At 60.2% G+C, this 16,534-nt stretch carries 14 protein-coding genes; 4 read left to right on the forward strand and 10 right to left on the reverse strand.

Translation table 11 applies throughout. The annotated features are described in order from the left end of the window. Nucleotide 1: 1 nt before the first annotated feature. Genes HGI46_RS13455 through HGI46_RS13465 form a run of 3 tightly spaced genes read right to left on the reverse strand, consistent with a single transcriptional unit; the run spans nt 2 to nt 2,299 of the window. Nucleotides 2–589 (reverse strand): thioredoxin fold domain-containing protein, encoded by a 588-nt coding sequence (locus HGI46_RS13455; protein WP_205525167.1) that lies wholly within the window; start codon nt 587–589, stop codon nt 2–4. Beyond that, the gene (locus HGI46_RS13460) at nt 589–1,074 is read right to left on the reverse strand and encodes a MauE/DoxX family redox-associated membrane protein (RefSeq protein ID WP_168904617.1); all 486 of its coding nucleotides are present in this window, start codon (nt 1,072–1,074) and stop codon (nt 589–591) included. Before HGI46_RS13460 ends, HGI46_RS13455 begins: the two co-directional genes overlap by 1 nt. A gap of 1 nt (nt 1,075) precedes the next feature. After that, a complete protein-coding gene (locus HGI46_RS13465) occupies nt 1,076–2,299 on the reverse strand; it encodes an amine dehydrogenase large subunit (RefSeq protein WP_240946759.1) in 1,224 nt (407 codons plus the stop codon). A 153-nt stretch (nt 2,300–2,452) separates the two neighbouring features. Between HGI46_RS13465 and HGI46_RS13470 the strand changes: the two genes are divergently transcribed. Next, nucleotides 2,453–3,097, forward strand: a complete 645-nt coding sequence (locus HGI46_RS13470) for a TetR/AcrR family transcriptional regulator (RefSeq protein WP_240946772.1) — start codon at nt 2,453–2,455, stop codon at nt 3,095–3,097. Here the strand turns inward: HGI46_RS13470 and HGI46_RS13475 are convergent. Next, nucleotides 3,075–3,560 carry an Lrp/AsnC family transcriptional regulator gene (locus HGI46_RS13475; protein ID WP_168904618.1) on the reverse strand — a complete coding sequence of 162 codons (486 nt, stop codon included), beginning with the start codon at nt 3,558–3,560 and terminating at the stop codon, nt 3,075–3,077. The genes HGI46_RS13470 and HGI46_RS13475 overlap by 23 nt on opposite strands. 142 nt (nt 3,561–3,702) lie before the next feature. On the opposite strand from HGI46_RS13475, the gene ald reads away from it, so the two are divergent. Further along, entirely contained in the window at nt 3,703–4,818 is a 1,116-nt protein-coding gene (gene ald / locus HGI46_RS13480; protein WP_168904619.1) for an alanine dehydrogenase, read from the forward strand. Here ald and HGI46_RS13485 read toward each other — a convergent pair whose 3' ends face one another. Genes HGI46_RS13485 through mdlC form a run of 3 tightly spaced genes read right to left on the reverse strand, consistent with a single transcriptional unit; the run spans nt 4,819 to nt 8,164 of the window. Further along, nucleotides 4,819–5,307 (reverse strand): aromatic-ring-hydroxylating dioxygenase subunit beta, encoded by a 489-nt coding sequence (locus tag HGI46_RS13485; protein WP_206065726.1) that lies wholly within the window; start codon nt 5,305–5,307, stop codon nt 4,819–4,821. Between the two features lie 8 nt (nt 5,308–5,315). Further along, nucleotides 5,316–6,659, reverse strand: a complete 1,344-nt coding sequence (locus HGI46_RS13490) for an aromatic ring-hydroxylating dioxygenase subunit alpha (RefSeq protein ID WP_168904621.1) — start codon at nt 6,657–6,659, stop codon at nt 5,316–5,318. Further along, nucleotides 6,656–8,164, reverse strand: a complete 1,509-nt coding sequence (gene mdlC, locus HGI46_RS13495; RefSeq protein WP_240946760.1) for a benzoylformate decarboxylase — start codon at nt 8,162–8,164, stop codon at nt 6,656–6,658. Before mdlC ends, HGI46_RS13490 begins: the two co-directional genes overlap by 4 nt. Between mdlC and HGI46_RS13500 the strand changes: the two genes are divergently transcribed. After that, nucleotides 8,121–9,260, forward strand: a complete 1,140-nt coding sequence (locus tag HGI46_RS13500) for a ketopantoate reductase family protein (RefSeq protein ID WP_240946761.1) — start codon at nt 8,121–8,123, stop codon at nt 9,258–9,260. The two genes, mdlC and HGI46_RS13500, sit on opposite strands and share 44 nt — an antisense overlap. A gap of 21 nt (nt 9,261–9,281) precedes the next feature. Here the strand turns inward: HGI46_RS13500 and HGI46_RS13505 are convergent, their stop codons facing one another. Then, nucleotides 9,282–11,840, reverse strand: coding sequence for a TonB-dependent receptor (locus HGI46_RS13505; RefSeq protein ID WP_168904623.1), 2,559 nt, complete (start codon nt 11,838–11,840; stop codon nt 9,282–9,284). A gap of 109 nt (nt 11,841–11,949) precedes the next feature. Then, nucleotides 11,950–13,599 (reverse strand): sulfotransferase, encoded by a 1,650-nt coding sequence (locus tag HGI46_RS13510; protein ID WP_168904624.1) that lies wholly within the window; start codon nt 13,597–13,599, stop codon nt 11,950–11,952. Nucleotides 13,600–13,661: 62 nt separating this feature from the next. Here HGI46_RS13510 and HGI46_RS13515 point away from each other — a divergent pair, with 62 nt between their 5' ends. Beyond that, on the forward strand, nt 13,662–14,963 hold the full coding sequence (locus tag HGI46_RS13515) for an amino acid permease (RefSeq protein ID WP_168904625.1): 1,302 nt from the start codon (nt 13,662–13,664) through the stop codon (nt 14,961–14,963). Here HGI46_RS13515 and HGI46_RS13520 read toward each other — a convergent pair. After that, nucleotides 14,917–16,518 carry an NAD(P)/FAD-dependent oxidoreductase gene (locus tag HGI46_RS13520; protein ID WP_118073575.1) on the reverse strand — a complete coding sequence of 534 codons (1,602 nt, stop codon included), beginning with the start codon at nt 16,516–16,518 and terminating at the stop codon, nt 14,917–14,919. The genes HGI46_RS13515 and HGI46_RS13520 overlap by 47 nt on opposite strands. Between the last annotated feature and the right edge of the window lie 16 nt (nt 16,519–16,534).

Raw genomic sequence — 16,534 nt, forward strand, 5'->3', positions numbered from 1 at the left:
ATCAGGCCTCCTTCCGGCGTGCGAGAAATTCCTGGATCGAGGCAACGCCGCGCTCCTTCGCCTCGAACAGGCTTTCCAGATGCTCGCGGCTGTTGACGAGACCGAGCGAGGCAACGCGGCCATTTTCATCCAGAAGGACTGCATAAGGCAGCTTGGAGACACCAAATGCCCTGCCAAGCGCTTCGGAAAGGACCATCGGCACGCGATCGAGACCATGATTGTCACGCAGTCGCTGGTATTCGGCTTTGGTTCCATCCCCAGCGACGACAATGTCAAGCCAATCGGCTTCGGCATTCGCCGCGGATCGGACTACAGGTAGCAGGGTCTTACACACGGGGCAGTCAGGCGAGGCGAAGAACAGCAATTGGCTGCGCCCTTCCCGCTTGCCGCCGATCTCGATGGGCGCACCCTCGATCGTGGTGACGGTCATCGGACTGGCGACTTCTCCGACCTCTACCTTCTGGTGCAGCGTCAACGCACCAGCTGGGGCAATGCGTTCGTGGAGGATACCAACCTGACGAGCGAGGGCTGCGATCAACAAGGCCTGCACGACCACAGCGGTCCACAAGAGAATCTGGGACGTCAGCATCACGATTTCCTCCAGCGTGGATGGGGAACGGCAAGTAGTTCAGAAGCTGCGAGATAAAGCGCCAAAAGGCCGGCGGCAGCGAAGGGAGCGTCAAGTCCGATCGGCGCCGCCGGCAGGGTGGAAGCAATAACGGCAAGCAGGGCGAGCACCGCGGGACGAGCAATTGCGGGCCAGTCGATCGGCTTTTCACGGGCCACAAGATCGCAACCGCAATCGAAGCTCTGTCCACGACGCAGCAAGAGCGTGGCTGCATAAGCCAGCCATATGACCGAGCCCAGCAATGCCCCAGTCCTCTGAAGTGGCGCCGCAAGCAGGCACAGGGCAGCAGTAGCCTCGAGCGTACCCGCGATGATCAAGAACAGCTGCCCATGCGAGGGCATGCCGACCAATCGTGCCGCTGCGATGGCCATTCGCCGGTGAGAGACTGCCTTGTGCACGGCGGACCCGGCAAGCAGCATCGCGAGAAAGATAATGACCGGAGCCATATCAGGGCGCCGTGATCAGGATGGGGTTGGCACCACCTGCAGTGCCAAGCGAGCGCACAAATGCGCCGGTTGCGGCATCGTGAATATCGATCACTCCGTCACCGCGAGCGACGACAAGTTGCGGTTTGCTTTCCTTTGTCAGCGTAATCGCCGAGGCCATTGCGCGCAGGGGAATGCGGGCAACACGCGCCTTGGACGCGGTATCGACGGCCCAGACTTCGGTCCCGCCATCCTTGTGGCTACCCTCGCGGCCATTGGGGCTCATCAGGACAAACAGCTTGCCTGCGCCATCGGTGGCGATCACTTGCCAGCCGCCCGGCCGCCATTCCGGCGCGCCACCTTCGGCGGTCCCGATGTTGAAGGAGCCGCCCAGCGGGCGCGCAACATCTCCTGAAAAATCGAACGCCTTGATCTGCCCCCGATAGCTGACAAACCAGGCCGTGCGCCCGGCCCATGCCGGAGTGCTGAACAGCGGCTGGTTGTCGATATCCTGGACTTTCTCGACGGTCTTGGAGGACACCGCCTGCCCATCGGCCCCAAGGGCCACGCTCAGGATAGAGCCATCAGCGCAGAAACTTGAAAACCCACGCTCACCGGTGGGGTAGATCTGCGCGCAGCCGGGCAGATCGACCTCCGCCAGTACTTTCCGCGAGTCGAGGTCGACAACGCTAACCGACTGAGCAGGCGTGAAATTTGCGACAAGTGCCCACTTGTCCGCATTGGTGAACTGGAACAGCTGTGGGTAGGTGACTGACTGCTGGCGCTTACCGCCCGGCAACACAATTTCACCTTTCGGCTGAAGCGTGGCCATGTCCCAAATGGTAATCGCATCTGTCCGATCACCACGCGTCAAGCGCGAGTAAAAGGTCTCTGCCGTCAAGACCTCTCCGCGCCGAGGAGAGACGAGCATGTTGGCGAACTGCGCAGCGCGCACGATTCCCTTCAGAGGCTGGTCTTCGGACGTAGTGTCCACGAGCATCACCCGACCATCGACGATCGAGCTGAAATGGAAGTCGTGGATCAGCACCCATGCTGCGGGCCAGGCTGCTGGCAAACTCTGGATTGAAGGAATGGGCTCTTCCGGCAGCGCCTTGGGAAACGGAGATGTCTCTTTGCCGGGGTTAGCTGCAGCAGCCCCGGCGACCGCACTGATCGCCAGAGTGAAAGCCATGGTCAACCCAACAATTCTCATGCCGGCACTCCCTTGTCCGCCGAACTTGCTCATCGGCTGGGGACCATAGTCTCAGAGGAGCAACAAATCTGTCAAGTGACCTAAATTTAGCTTATGACAGGTTTTCGAAGCGGCGATATGATGTGAATAGGATGAAGGGTTATTGTGATGAATCAGGCTGATGATGCGCCGAAGTACGTGACGGACATGGTCATGCCGAAGCGTGAAGGTGGCTACGTCAAGGGTCATGAAACGCGCGAACACATTCTTCGCACGGCGCTATCGATCCTGATCGAAGAGGGATACCGGGCCATGTCGATGCGCCGAGTCGCGGCTGCTAGCGGCATGAAGTTCGGCAACCTGACATACCACTACAGAAGCCGCGAAGACCTGGTTCGGGAGCTGCTCGAAGCCGTGATCCGCAGCTACGAAGTCGAGTTCGTCGAGATCGTGCACATGCCGGGCGTACCGGCAGAGGAACGGCTGCGCCGGGTTTGCAATCTTATCCTGGACGACATCCGATCGAAGAAGACGACCAATTTCTTTCCGGAGCTTTGGGCGCTGTCGAACCACGACACGTTCGTCCTTGAACGCATCCAGGAGCTCTACGTCCGTGCGCGCGCGCCGCTTCTCGAGATCATCGCCGAAATGCGTCCAGATCTGGATGAGGCCAGCCGGGAAACGGTGGCGCTTTTCATTTCCGGATCCATGGAGGGAATGACCATCTTCGCTGGGCACGACAAGCCGTTCGAACCCCGGATGCCGCAGATCGAACGCATTGCAGCGCATTCGTTCGTGCTGTTGGTCAAGACCATCAGCGAACGCGATATCAAGGGGCTGCGCCACTCCTGAGTCCGCCAATCCTGACAGGATATCCCCGCATCTGCTTTATCCGGCGCAGGGAAAAGCTGGATCTCATCGCAGAGACACCGGGCAGGCGAGCAAGGCACTCGCGGTGCACCCAATCGTATTGCTCCAGATCTTTTGCCGCCACGCGCAAGATATAGTCCGCCGAACCGGACATCAGGTGGCATTCAAGAATTTCGTCGAAATCGCAGACCGAGCGTTCGAAGCGGTCCATTGCCTCGCGGCTCTGGCTGGTCAGTGTAATCTCCACGAACACTTCAACCGACAGGCCAAGAGCGCGGGGATCCAAAACCGCGCCGTAACGCGCAATTACGCCGCTCTGCTCCAGCGCCTTGATGCGACGATGGCAGGCGGATGGGGACAGCGCCACCTTCTCGGCAAGGTCCGACACGGACAAGGACGAGTCGTTCTGTAGAGCTTCAAGCAGGGCGAGATCTGCACGGTCCAAAGGCAAATTTCCCAATAATTCTGTACTTCGCCGAAAATATCACCATCTGAAGCGTGTTCAACGTGAAAAATAGGCAAGAACTGCCGCCTGCGCCGCGATACTCTTCCAGCATTGAATAGACCTGTTTCAGGGGAACGATCCAATGCGCGTCGGCACCGTCAAGGAAATCAAGAACCACGAATATCGCGTCGGTCTGACGCCTGAGAGCGTTCGGGAATTGGCTGCTCATGGGCACGAGGTGTGGGTGGAAACCGGCGCAGGCAACGGCATTGGGGCCAACGATGCGGACTATGAAGCTGCGGGCGCACTGATCAAGGCCGACGCCAGGACCGTGTTCGACGGCTGCGAGATGATCGTGAAGGTCAAGGAACCGCAGGCGGTTGAACGGGCAATGCTGCGCAAGGGCCAGATTCTCTACACCTATCTCCACCTCGCTCCCGATCCCGAGCAGACTGCAGACCTTGTGAAGTCCGGCGTGACGGCCATTGCCTATGAGACGGTGACGGGCTTGGGCAACACCCTCCCCCTTCTCAAGCCGATGAGCCAGGTTGCTGGCCGCATGGCCATTCAGGCAGGCGCGACAGCTCTGGAAAAAGCCAATGGCGGGCGCGGCGTACTGCTCGGCGGCGTCCCCGGGGTGCTGCCTGGAAAGGTCGTGGTGATTGGCGGCGGCGTTGTCGGCTTCAACGCGGCGCAAATGGCCGTAGGCCTTGGCGCCGACGTCACCATCCTTGATCGCGATCCTGACGTGCTTGAGCGCCTCGACAACCACTTCGAAGGCCGCGCCCGCACGCTCTATTCAGGCAAGGCTGCACTTGCCTCTCTCATTGCCGATGCCGATCTGGTCATCGGCGCCGTGCTGATCCCCGGGGCCGCCGCGCCGAAGCTCGTCACGCGCGACATGCTGTCTACCATGAAGCCGGGCGCCGTGCTGGTGGACGTCGCAATCGATCAGGGCGGCTGCTTCGAAACCTCAAAGGCCACCACCCATGCCGAGCCGACCTACATCGTCGACGGGGTCGTTCACTATTGCGTCGCGAACATGCCGGGCGCTGTCGCACGCACCAGCACCTACGCGTTAAACAACGTCACCCTGCCCCACGCGCTGCGTATTGCCAACATGGGCTGGAAGGCAGCGTTGAAGGCCGACCCCAACCTTGCCGAGGGCCTCAATGTTCACGAAGGCAAAGTGACCTATGAAGCGGTCGCCCGCGAACTCGGGTATGATTACCTTCCGGTTGCGGAAGTCCTCGCCTGATCAAACGGCGTTGATATCGACCACGGTGGGGATCGTGTCGTTGAGAAGGAAGATCTTCTTGCGCGCGATCCGCCACGGTCCGTCGGAATTGACCAGCCGGTATTCGTAACGTCCGAAGAAGCAGTCCGAACGGTTCATCCGCACGTCATGGCGGTGGCAGGTAAAGGCTGCGGACACCTCGGCCCATCCCTCGCCCGCGCCTGACAACAGGACGTTCGTGACCTGGTGAACCACGCGCGGCAAGGGTGAGGAAGCAGTCGACAAACCGGACGTAAGCCGCATGACCCGATCCTCAAGGTTGCGGCGCCCCTTGTAGTAGATCAGCGATAACTCGCGATCCGGGTCAGAGGTTGGGGTTGTCTCATCACGCCACGCGGGCATCCAGAATTCCACGTCTGCAGTAAACAGGTCCAGCCACTCGTCGAAGCGCCCTGTATCGATCAGCAAGGCCTCCAGATACAGAAGTTCCTCGGCCTCCTTGCGCGTCATTGCCGGCGTCACTCTGCAAACTCCGCGCTCATGCGCTTTGCCCACGTACGATAGTAGCTGTGATACAGCGTCTCGTCGCACAGCTGAGAATCCGCCAGCACACTGCGTTCGGGATAGAGATCAATTCTGTCCGAGAAGCGATTTCCCCCTGCGGCAGACGCGGTCATCCCTCGTGCATAACCCTGGAGCCATGGCTCGATTTCGGCAGCAAAGCCGATCTGGCAGTTCTCGTACGATACCGTGTCGTCCGGCGTGGCCATGCCAGTGGGATTGAAGAAGTCCTCGTACTGACGAATGCGTTGACGCCTGGCTGCATCACTCTCCCCTTTCGGTGCGATGCACCAGGTTCGCATTTCCGTAAGCCCCGGCCCGAGCGGACGTATCACGCGCAGCTGACTAGAAGCATTCTCTGCGATCTGCAGGTTCGGAAAGATCGTGAGGTTGCGCATGTTGAACATCCAGTCGCGCCTTGCCTCGCCATGCTGCGCAGCAAGCGCTTCCGCCCGTTCATACAAGGGTATGGCCGGCGTCACGCCAAACACACCCCAGTTCAGCACGTGACCATTGGCAAAGCTGAAACTGCCACCGCCGATGCCCTGCGTATCCTCTTTCCAGTAATCGCTGTTTTCCCAGACGGAAGCGACCACGTCGGCACTCAATTCCTTCTGCCGTCGCTCCAGAACCCGGATGTAGGACGGATGAGCAGACGTGAAATGATAAGCGTCTGAACAATTCTCCAGTTGCAGCTTCCAGTTGGCCTCGAAGGTAAAGGTAACCTGACCGGGTACGAGTTCCACGCCATCCGCGCTCTGGTCCGCAACGAGGTCGAGCAACTTGGCCGCTTCGCCAAGGTAGTCCGCGAGAGGCGGGACGTCAGCCGCCAGACTGCCAAACAGGAAACCACGGTAGTTGGCAAACTGCGGCAAATGCGCAAGCCCGTGATCGTCTTGATCGAAAGCCTGCGCGTAACACCCGGCCCCCTTCCATTTCACCGCTCTGTTCCTGCCCGCGCTGTCGAAGGACCAGCTATGGTAGGGGCAGACATGCAGGCGCGCGTTGCCCTGTCGGACCTGCGCAAGGCGTGCTCCCTTGTGGGGACAGGAGTTGATGAAGCCTCGCAGGATGCCTTCGCCATCCCGTTGGACCAGTATCGGCACACGTCCAGCGTAGGTTGTGAAGAAGTCGTGTGCCTCACCGGCCTGGCTTTCAAGGCCGAGGAAAATCCAGCCACCTTCGAACAACCGGTGGATCTCGGCATCAAACACGCGCTGTTCGGTAAAGATTGCACGGTTGACCCGGAACACGCCTTCATCAGGCCTGTCGTCAATCAGGTCTGTCAGGCGCAGGTTCATGGGACGACCGCCTCGACAAGCGTGGGCTCCCTTGAAGCCAGCGACCATGCAAGCGCCGCATCAAGCGACGCAGGATCATCGGCTCTACGCGCCGAAAGCCCATGGCCTTCGGCGATCTTGCAGAAGTCCAGTTCCGGAAACCTGGTCCCGACAAGTTCCTGCATCCCGAAGTGATGTCCGAAATGATGCAGTGCTTCGTAGCGGTTGTTCTTGATGATGATGAAACTGACCGAAAGGCCATGCTGCACCGCAGCATGCAATCCCTGGATCGCGTACATGGCAGAACCATCTCCGAGCACGGCGATGACCTTCTCGTCCGGGCGCGCCATCGCCATGCCAACTGCAGCGGGCAGGCCATGTCCCAACCCGCCGCTGGCGGTGGTATAGAAGGTATCCTTGTGCAGGATCGGCAAGCGATCATGCATCGCCCCACGGCTGGAGGGGGCCTCCTCGACGATGATGCTGTGCGGGTCACGCAGCGCGGCGAGCCGCTGCAGTACGAATGCGTCGGACATGACCTTACCATCAAGCAGTTCGGGGAGCGATCGCGACAAGGGTGCCGCTCGTTGCCCGAGGCCGTCCTCGGCAAGCATCGCATCAATCGCCAACTTGCAGTTGCTAACTATTGCCGTTCCCGCAGGCCCCCACGCTGCGTGCACATGATTGTCGCCGATCAGCCAGACTTCGCAGTTCTCGGGAACGTGGGGGCCGGTCCCTTCGACATGATACAAGTTCATGGGGCCGCCGAGCGACAGAACGAAGTCGTATGGAGCAAGAGCCGAAACTATGGCCTCGCGCGCCGCCGTGAGAAAGCCTGCGAAGAGCGGGTGATCTTCCGGAAAGCTGCAGCGTGCGGACATCGGCGCAACCCAGACCGCGGCATTATGCCTTTCCGCCAGCGCGACGACCTCGTCCCATGCCCCGTCGCGCGCAACACCTGCTCCAACAACCAGCGCAGGGCGATCGGAACGCGCCAGAGCATTGGCGCACTCTGCCAGCGCAAGATTGTCTGGAGCGCACGCGGCATGAACCTTGCGCACTGCGAAGGGCCCACATTCGCGGTCCCAGTCGTCAATCGGTATCGAAACAAAGGTCGGCCCCCGTGGCGGCTCCATTGCCACCAGCCACGCGCGATGAATGGCCGCGGGCACATCTTCCGCGCGCGCCGGCTCGCACGACCATTTCACAAATGGCCGAGGAAACTCGCTGGCACGTTCTGCAAAAAGAAATGGCTCATATGGCAGTATGGAGCGAGCCTGTTGCCCCGCCGTCACCACCAGCGGCGTCTGGTTCTTGAATGCGGTAAACAGGTTTCCCAAAGCATGCCCGACCCCGGCCGAGCTATGGAGATTGACGAACGCCGCGCGGCCCATTCCTTGCGCATATCCATCGGCCATGCCCAGGACGACGCTTTCCTGCAGTCCCATCACATAGCGAAAGTCTGCCGGAAAATCGCGGAACATGGGCAACTCGGTCGAACCCGGATTTCCGAAAACGGTGGTCATCCCGAGTTCGCGCATCACCCCTATCGAAACTTCTCGAACTGTCGGCATCGTGCTCCTCGAGGTTCACAGGGTGCAAAGTCTGCGGCGCGATTGGCATACGCACAATTGTTATATCGCTCGGGACCCCATAAGTGAAACGGAGTTGGGCATCTGGCGTAATCCAACCACGCATGGAGGAAGCATGGAACGAGTGGTGGTGCTGGGTGCCGGAGCCATGGGATGCCTTTTCGCGGCACGTCTGGCCCGTGCAGGAAGGACCGTCACAATGGTGGACATTGATGCGGACCGCCTCGGGCAGATCGCAGAGAGGGGCGTCGAGCTGAACGACGAACGCGGCAAAGACGTCGTAGCTGTCGGCACTGCACTGGCAGCCGATGCACCCCACGCAGATCTGTTGCTGCTGTTCACAAAGGCCATGCACAGCCGAGCTGCTATTCAATCCGTTGCCCACCTTGCCGATGGGCACTGCTCCGCTTTGACGCTTCAGAATGGCCTGGGCAATGCCGAAGCCATTTCGGAAGTATTCAGACCGGACCGCACGCTAGTTGGCGTTACGGATTGGCCAGCAGACCTGTCGCCTCCCAACGCCGTGGCGGCGCATGGAACAGGCCACGTCTGGCTGGGATCATTAGTGCCAAATGGCGAAGAATCGGCGCTCGAGGCCGTGGCATGTCTAAATGCTGCAGCGATGGAAGCGCAGCATGATCCCTTTGTCCTTGCAGCAATCTGGGAGAAAGCAGCGTTCAATGCTGCGTTGAACGCTCTTGCGACGATACTCGGCTCCCCGGTCGGTGGCCTCGATTGCCCTGAAGGCCGAAAAATTGCCACAGCAGTGATAGAAGAAACAATTGCAGTGGCCCGCGCCCAGGGTATCCGCATGGACCGGGACCGGCTTTTGGCCAAGACAGATTTCGCGCTGACCAACCACCGCGCGCACAAGCCATCCATGCTGCAAGACAGGCAAGCCGGTCGCGCAACAGAGATAGAGGCGATCAACGGCGAGATCGTCGCCGCGGCAAGACGCGCAGGGCTTGCTGCCCCGGTTACCGAAACGCTTGCCGAACTTGTCAGGATGGGCGAGCCCGGCCGGATTTGATCCAGACCGGGCTCCAATAGCTCAGAACTTAGCGCCGGCCCGCAGCCCGAACATGCGCGGTGTTGTGGGCACAATGTAGGGTCGCTGCGTGCAGGCGCCGCACTGCACGAAACGCGACAGTTGGCCGCGCTCGTCGGTCAGGTTCCGCACGAAGGCTTCGATCGAATACGTCGACCACTCACCCCCGATCGCAAGATTGACCTGACCGAAGCCTTCGAGCCGCCCCTGCGCCGCTGCAAAATCAACGCGAAGGTCCGAGCTTGCCGAACTCTGGTACGTCGCGTTGACTTGTCCGTAGACCTTGCCCCCGCCCATCGGCACGGTGTAGCGCGCGGTCCCGCTCATCTTCCACTGCGGAGTGATCGGAAGACGGGTTCCTGCCGGCGCCTGCAGCGAATTATCGGGGTCGGAGCAGGTGAAGGTAGGATCAATGGCGGCGCAAAGATTGTTGCGGATTTTCGCGTCGGTATAGGCACCGGACAGATTGATGCTCAGGCGATCCAGCGAAATCGCTGCATCTAAGTCAAAGCCACGAATCCGCGCATTCGGACCATTGGTGATGATTGTGAAGCTGTTTGGACCAAGGTAAGAGAACTGGAAATTCTTCCAGTCCTGCTGATAAACCGCACCATTCAAGCGTAGCAGGCCGTTCGCCAGCGTCGTTTTGAAGCCAAGTTCGTAGTTGGTAAGGTAATCGGGCTGATAAGCGCCGAAGTCGCCTCTGCGGTTGATGCCGCCCGGACGAAATCCGCGTGACACCGTAGCGTAAGCCAGCACGTCGCTGTTCGGCTTCCAAGTTGCATTGAAGCGGTATGTACCGCCCGAACCGATCGCCCTGACCGGCTTGACCTCACCATTGATGACGCGCCCGAGATTGTTGCAGGGACTACCCGCAACGACAGCCGGCAACAATGTGCCCGAGCCGGTACGCTGCCAATCACCGTTCTCGTCCTTGGTGAACAGGCGTTCGCCGTTGCTTGTGAAGCAACTACCTACGCCTGTGGCGAAGCTGCCGGCACCGTTGAACGGAGTGTCGTTGAAGTCGCTGCCGGGATTCCTGCCGAAGCCGAAGAAACCGATCAACGAGTTGTCATAGATAAAGGCGCGGCCACCTGCTGTCAGCGTCACTGTCTGTGACAAGTCCAGACTGAACTCCCCGAACATCGCATAGTCTTTGTCGACGCGCTTCTGTTGCGTGAGCCAGAGCGTGCCCGGAAAGCCATTCACCGAAACAAGCGGACCAAGATTGTTGATCTTGTAGTCCTGATGAATGAGGTTGGACTGATACTGATAGAACAGGCCCCCAACGAAACGAAAGGCCTCTGTCGAAGGGGAAGCGACCCGAAACTCCTGACTGAATTTCTTGAAGTGATCGGTGCCAATCACGTTCTGCCGAGGATCAATCGTGTTGCCAAGAGAATCCTGATAATAGAAGTAGTTGGCCAGGCCACCAACGGATTCATACAGCGAATCGTAAGCTTCCGAATAGTCCGTGTAATCGCTTGACTGGAAGGTCTTGCGATCAAGATAAGCACCTGCATAGGTCGCATCCCAATTACCAAGCTTTCCTTCGATCGTGAGCGCGGCCTGCCAGAACTTGTCGTTGCGGAACTCCGGGAAGAAGTGCTGGACCTGAAGGTCGCCGACCGACGGATCATATCCATATGACCCGCGGCTCTTGGTTTCCTGGTACATGAACTGCGGCGTCACGGTCCAGTTTTCGTCCAGATCGACCTTGAGCGCCGCGCGGCCGCCGTAGATGTCGGTGTAATTGTAATCCTTCTTGACGAAGGCCGCGTTGTTCACGCTGACGCCATCCTTGATGCAGCCGTTAATGTTATCTTCGTCGTCGAAGGTCGGCGTGCCGCAGAACGTGCGCGTGCCAGGCACATTATCGATGAAGCCGGCATCGCGCTGATACCAGCCCACCACACGCAAAGCCGCGTTGGAGGACAGCGGCGCGTTGATCATGCCTTCGAGCTTGTAGCCCTGCCCGCCCTTGTTGACGGTGTTCACTTCTCCATCGACGCTGCCGTAGAAACCGCTGGTATCGGGCTTGTTGGTGATGATGCGGATCGTCCCGGCCTCGGACGAGGCGCCGTAGAGCGTGCCCTGCGGACCAGAAAGGCTTTCGATGCGGGCAATGTCATAGACATGCACGTCAAGGTTGCCGCCAATGGTGGTAACCGGTTGCTCGTCGAGATAGACACCGACCGACGGCAGTGAGCCAGAATGATTGCCATCACCGCCCGAAGCGACGCCGCGCATGTAAACGACGTTCGTACCTGGCGTTCCGCCAAGGGCCTGGAACGTCACCGAAGGCAACTGCTGCGCATAGTCGGTAAAGCTGGCAACGCCGAGTTGCTCCAGCTTCTGCGTACCAAGCGCCTGGATCGAAATCGGTACGTTCTGCAGGTTTTCGCTGCGTTTTTGCGCGGTAACGATGATGACGTTAGGGTCAGACTCCGCAGCATCTGTCTGCGCCTCTTGCGCCATCGCAGGGAAAGTTAAGGCTGCCCCCGCCAGCATGAGAACCTTGGCCAACTGCGTACGACGATTGATCTTGGTGTACTCGCGCATAGCAGAATTTACCCTCATGTTTCTGTTTTGCGCGACGATGCTGCTCTTCCGCGATCCGTATCGTCAAGCGGGATACTGCACGAAGCGAGCGTTAACCCTGCAGGCGTGGCTAATTTACAACGATGTCGGTTCCGAAGTCTGCCGGCGCGTCCGGATAGGCCTCGAGAACCTCTCCCAACACCGACTTTAGAGGCTTCAGCCATTGCTCGAAAGGCTTCCATGCCTCTGTTCCATCGCGAAAAATCGGGCGACGCACTTGTTCCGAACTTGCAGTCCTCACTGCACGTTCGGTCTCATGAAACGCCAGGCAAGACTCCTCGAATGGCAGACCGCAGTGGGCCAGCAGAGCCCTAACTTCGGCTTCCGTCTGCTCTACCATCCGTTCGTATATCACTCTGTGCACGACGCCCGGAAGCACCTGATCGAAATGCGCCATCGCCCGCACATAGTCGCGGTAATAGCGGCCCATGTCGTCCAGTGAATAACTGAAACCCTGCCCCCGAGCGAAATGCTGCTTGAAGTTCGAAAAGCAGCACGCGAGCGGATGACGACGGGCATCGATGATCTTGGCGTTCGGCAGGATTGCATGGATGAACGGCACATGCAGCCAATTGTTAGGCATCTTGTCGATGAACATCGGCCGCCCCGTATGCCGTTGCACCCGGGTTCGCGCGAGGTAGGCTTCGCCAAGCTTTCGCAATTCTTCTCCATCGAGAGCTGAAATGGCTTCGGGATAGCCTTCGACACTGCGCGCAAGGAAGCCGATGTCGGAAAGTTCGCTCGTCCCTTCCACCTGCGAGTGACTGGACAGGATTTGCTCGACGAGCGTCGAGCCGGCGCGGGGCATGCCAAGGACGAAGATGGGATCAGGCGCTGCACACCCCTTCCCTTGCAAACCTGCGACAACTGCCGGCGTAAATGCAGCAATCGCAGCGTTCACATTCTGGGTCGTGTCTTCCGCCCGGTATGGCATCCGACGACGACGCAATTCATTGCCCGCCGCGTAGTGCGCAAACGACGTCTCCGCCTCTCCTCGATCCTCGAAAGCTTTGCCGAGTGCAAAATCCAGATGCCAGCGATCCTCTACGGCCAAATCCGTGCGCGCCAGTGCCTGCTGCATGGCGGCGATGTCCTCATCGGTGAACTTCACGGTCTTCAGGTTCGCCAGGCTCCACCATGCTTCACCAAGCACGGGCAGAAGTTCGATGGCCTTGCGGTAGGCCGCGATGCCCTCGGCCTGCCGCCCTACGGTCTTGAGCATATGGCCATAACTCATCCAGACGCGGGGCTGGTTGGGCGCTTGCCTGAGCACCTGTTGGTAAAGTGCTAGCGCCTCGTCGAACTCACCGATGCGCCCATAGGCTGCTGCCTGCAGGTTGGCGTGCCCGGCATTGTCCGGATCGTCTGCCGTGACTTTGGCCAACTCTTCAAGCGCCTCTGGCGCCCGATTTGTGCGGTAGAGGACCAGCGCGAGGTTCGCCCTTGCTGCCGTGAATTGCGGAGCAAGCTCGATTGCCCTCCGCAACAGGTTCTCCGCGTCGTTATAGCGCCCGATGCGCCCGGCAAGTTCCGCAAACAGACGGATAGCACGTACATCGAAGGGATCATCCTTCAGCAGGGACCGCAGAAGCGGCTCGGCTGTCGGCAAGTCGTTCTCGTTCATGGCGATTGCCGCACGGACAAGCCGCGGATCGTAGACCGGTGCAGCAATGCGGGGCGAAGACGTGGTCACATTGGTCATCAGCAGCATCACAAACATGGTGACGCCTCGCGATCAAGCGCTAGTCTTCACCCAACCGCAATGAAGGGAACCCGCAGCCTATGACAGCAACGCGCAAGCTGGGCTTCTGGATGACCCTGGCGCTGGTCGTGGGCAACATGATCGGTTCGGGGATCTATATCCTGCCGGCAACGCTTGCTCCCCTGGGCCACAACCAGCTGATTGGCTGGGCGGTGACGCTTGGCGGTGCGTTGTGCCTTGCTTTCACATTCGCTCGCCTTGGCGCGCGCCTGCCCTTGGCGGGAGGTCCCTATGCCTATGCGCAGGCCGCACTCGGACCGGTGGGAGGCTTTGTCACCGCGTGGTCCTACTGGACGATGGTCTGGGCGGGGAATGGGGCAGTCGCTGTCGCAGTCGTATCGAACCTCAGCCTGATCGTGCCGGCCATGGGCCGCATTCCCGGCCTGCCAGCAGTGCTTTCGGTGGCCTGCGTCTGGCTGCTCACTGCCGTGAACATTCGCGGTGTCCGCGCCGCGGGCGATGTCTCGGTTGTGACGACGGCGCTGAAGCTGGTGCCACTGGTGGGGTTGATTGCCCTTACAGTCTGGCTGCTGCTGACTGGCGCACCGCAAGCCGTGCAACCAGCAGTGCCGCTATCGGGCGCGGTGGTTGCAACGGCGGCCGGGCTGACATTCTGGGGCTTCCTTGGGCTCGAATCCGCGACAGTGCCGGCCGACAAGGTCGAAAATGCCGCGAGCGTTGTCCCGCGAGCGACCCTGATCGGCGTTGCCCTGACCGGGTTCGTCTACATCGGGATTTCCACAGCCTTTGCGCTCTACATGCCAATGCAAGCCGCTGCCGCTTCTCCTGCGCCCGTAGCCGATTTTCTGGCGCGTTTCTTCGGATCCGGCGTGGGGCAGATTGTGGCCGTCTTTGCCGCGATCAGCGCTTTCGGCACCTTGAACGGGTTCATCCTGCTTCAGGGCGAGGTCCCTTGGGCGATGGCCAAAGGCGGCGTCTTCCCCCGCTGGTTCGCCACGGAAGGTGCCCGGGGAACGCCGGTGCGCTCGCATGTCGTGTCGAGCATCCTGCTGAGCATCGTCACCCTGCTCAACTACGGGCGCGGCATGGGCGACCTGTTCGCCTTCATCGCCTCGGTCAGCCTTGCTGCGGGGATGCTCTCGTACTTCCTCGCAATGCTCGCAGCGGTGCGTCTGTTGCCGACAGAGCGCGTGCTGGTTGCGGCAGCGCTGGTGGGTGCAGGCTTCATCGCCTGGGCCGCGTGGGGCCTCGGGATAGAGGCCCTCACCTACGGCGCAGGGTTCATCGCGCTCGGCTTGCCGGTCTATCTATGGGTCAGGCGCGATGCAGCAGCTTCCACAGTACAGAGCGGTCACGGATGATCTCATGCGCCGCGTTGTGGCCGGGCGCTCCGGTCACGCCGCCACCGGGATGGGTCCCCGATCCGCACATGTAGAGCCCCTTGATCGGCGAGCGATAGTCACCGTGGCCCAGCACCGGACGCGCAGCCCAAAGCTGATCGAGACCCATCGTGCCGTGGAAGATGTCGCCCCCGATAAGCCCGAACTTGCGCTCAAGATCCAGGGGCGAATGGATCTGGCGCGCAATGACTGCGCCCTTGAAGTTGGGCGCATGGTCAGTGACCGTATCGATGATCAGATCCGCCACTTGCTCGCGGTGCGCATCCCAATCGATAGTCGGATCGAACTGCTGGCAGAACAGGCTCGCCACATGCTGGCCCGGAGGCGCAAGGCTGTCGTCGACAGTGCTCGGGATCTTGATCTCCACGATCGGCTTCTTCGACCAGCCATGCTGCTGGGCATCGATGAAGGCCTGATCCATGTAATCCATGCCTGGCGCGATGATGATGCCGGCGGTGTGGTGCTCAGCCTGTTCCTTGCCCGGCAGCACGGTGAAGTCCGGCAATTCGGATAGCGCGACGTTCATGCGGAAGGTGCCGGACCCTGTCTTGTAGCCCTTCATCCGGCGGTTGAAGTCCTCATCGAGATCCGCAGAATCGACCAGTTGCCGGTAGAGCAGCGCCGGGCCGACATTCGCGGCGACGATCGGCGCATAAAGCTCCTCGCCCCCTTCGAGCTTCACGCCCGCCGCCTTGCCGTTGTTCACCAGAACCCGCGCCACCGGCGATTCAAGGCTGATCTCGACGCCGACTTCGGCGCATGCCTTGGCCATCGCCTGCGTGATCGCCCCCATGCCGCCGACAGAATGGCCCCAAGCGCCAAGCTTGCCATTCACTTCGCCGAATACGTGGTGGAGCAAGACATAGGCAGAACCCGGCGTTGAAACGCCCGCGTAGTTGCCCACCACCGCGTCGAACGCGAATGCCGACTTCACGTGATCGTCTTCGAACCAGCCATCAAGGAAATCGCGCGCCGACTTGGTGAAGATGTCCAGCAGGTCACGCTGCGTTGCCATGTCGAGCTTGGCGATCGGCCAGCCCTGCATTGCGGCAGACTTGAGCGCGGAGATCCCGCCGCCGACATTCGGCGGCGTCTGCAGCGAAATGTCGCGCAGCACATTGGCGACCTTTTCCAGCGCGGCATCATACTTGGGGTAAGCCTCGGCATCCTTCTTCGAAAAGCGTGCGAACTCTGCTTCGGTACGCCCTGGCCCGCCGCCCAGTTTCAGGTAAGTGTCGGGAAAGGGGAAGAAATTACTGATCGTCCGCTCGATCACGCGATAGCCGTGATCGTGGAGCTTCATGTCCGCAATCACCTTTGGTCGCAGCAGGCTGACAGTGTAGCTCGCCGTCGAGTTGCGGAAGCCGGGATGGAATTCCTCGGTTACTGCTGCGCCTCCGACAATGTCACGACGTTCCAGCACGCGCACCTTCATTCCCGCCTTGGCGAGATAGAATGCGCAGACCAGGCCATTGTGGCCGCCGCCGATGATCAATGCGTCGTAACGGTTGGACATGCGATAATTCCCCGGA

The sequence above is a fragment of the Novosphingobium sp. ERW19 genome, from assembly GCF_012641315.1.
Lineage (GTDB): Bacteria > Pseudomonadota > Alphaproteobacteria > Sphingomonadales > Sphingomonadaceae > Novosphingobium.

What these genes read in the sequence shown, in the direction of transcription:
- HGI46_RS13505 (WP_168904623.1), bottom strand. Translation starts at nt 11,840, where the DNA reads ATGCGCGAGTACACCAAGATCAATCGTCGTACGCAGTTGGCCAAGGTT.
- HGI46_RS13470 (WP_240946772.1), top strand. Translation starts at nt 2,453, where the DNA reads ATGGTCATGCCGAAGCGTGAAGGTGGCTACGTCAAGGGTCATGAAACG.
- mdlC (WP_240946760.1), bottom strand. Translation starts at nt 8,164, where the DNA reads ATGACCACCGTTTTCGGAAATCCGGGTTCGACCGAGTTGCCCATGTTC.
- ald (WP_168904619.1), top strand. Translation starts at nt 3,703, where the DNA reads ATGCGCGTCGGCACCGTCAAGGAAATCAAGAACCACGAATATCGCGTC.
- HGI46_RS13465 (WP_240946759.1), bottom strand. Translation starts at nt 2,299, where the DNA reads ATGAGCAAGTTCGGCGGACAAGGGAGTGCCGGCATGAGAATTGTTGGG.
- HGI46_RS13485 (WP_206065726.1), bottom strand. Translation starts at nt 5,307, where the DNA reads ATGACGCGCAAGGAGGCCGAGGAACTTCTGTATCTGGAGGCCTTGCTG.
- HGI46_RS13510 (WP_168904624.1), bottom strand. Translation starts at nt 13,599, where the DNA reads ATGTTTGTGATGCTGCTGATGACCAATGTGACCACGTCTTCGCCCCGC.
- HGI46_RS13520 (WP_118073575.1), bottom strand. Translation starts at nt 16,518, where the DNA reads ATGTCCAACCGTTACGACGCATTGATCATCGGCGGCGGCCACAATGGC.
- HGI46_RS13460 (WP_168904617.1), bottom strand. Translation starts at nt 1,074, where the DNA reads ATGGCTCCGGTCATTATCTTTCTCGCGATGCTGCTTGCCGGGTCCGCC.
- HGI46_RS13515 (WP_168904625.1), top strand. Translation starts at nt 13,662, where the DNA reads ATGACAGCAACGCGCAAGCTGGGCTTCTGGATGACCCTGGCGCTGGTC.
- HGI46_RS13455 (WP_205525167.1), bottom strand. Translation starts at nt 589, where the DNA reads ATGCTGACGTCCCAGATTCTCTTGTGGACCGCTGTGGTCGTGCAGGCC.
- HGI46_RS13490 (WP_168904621.1), bottom strand. Translation starts at nt 6,659, where the DNA reads ATGAACCTGCGCCTGACAGACCTGATTGACGACAGGCCTGATGAAGGC.
- HGI46_RS13500 (WP_240946761.1), top strand. Translation starts at nt 8,121, where the DNA reads ATGGGCAACTCGGTCGAACCCGGATTTCCGAAAACGGTGGTCATCCCG.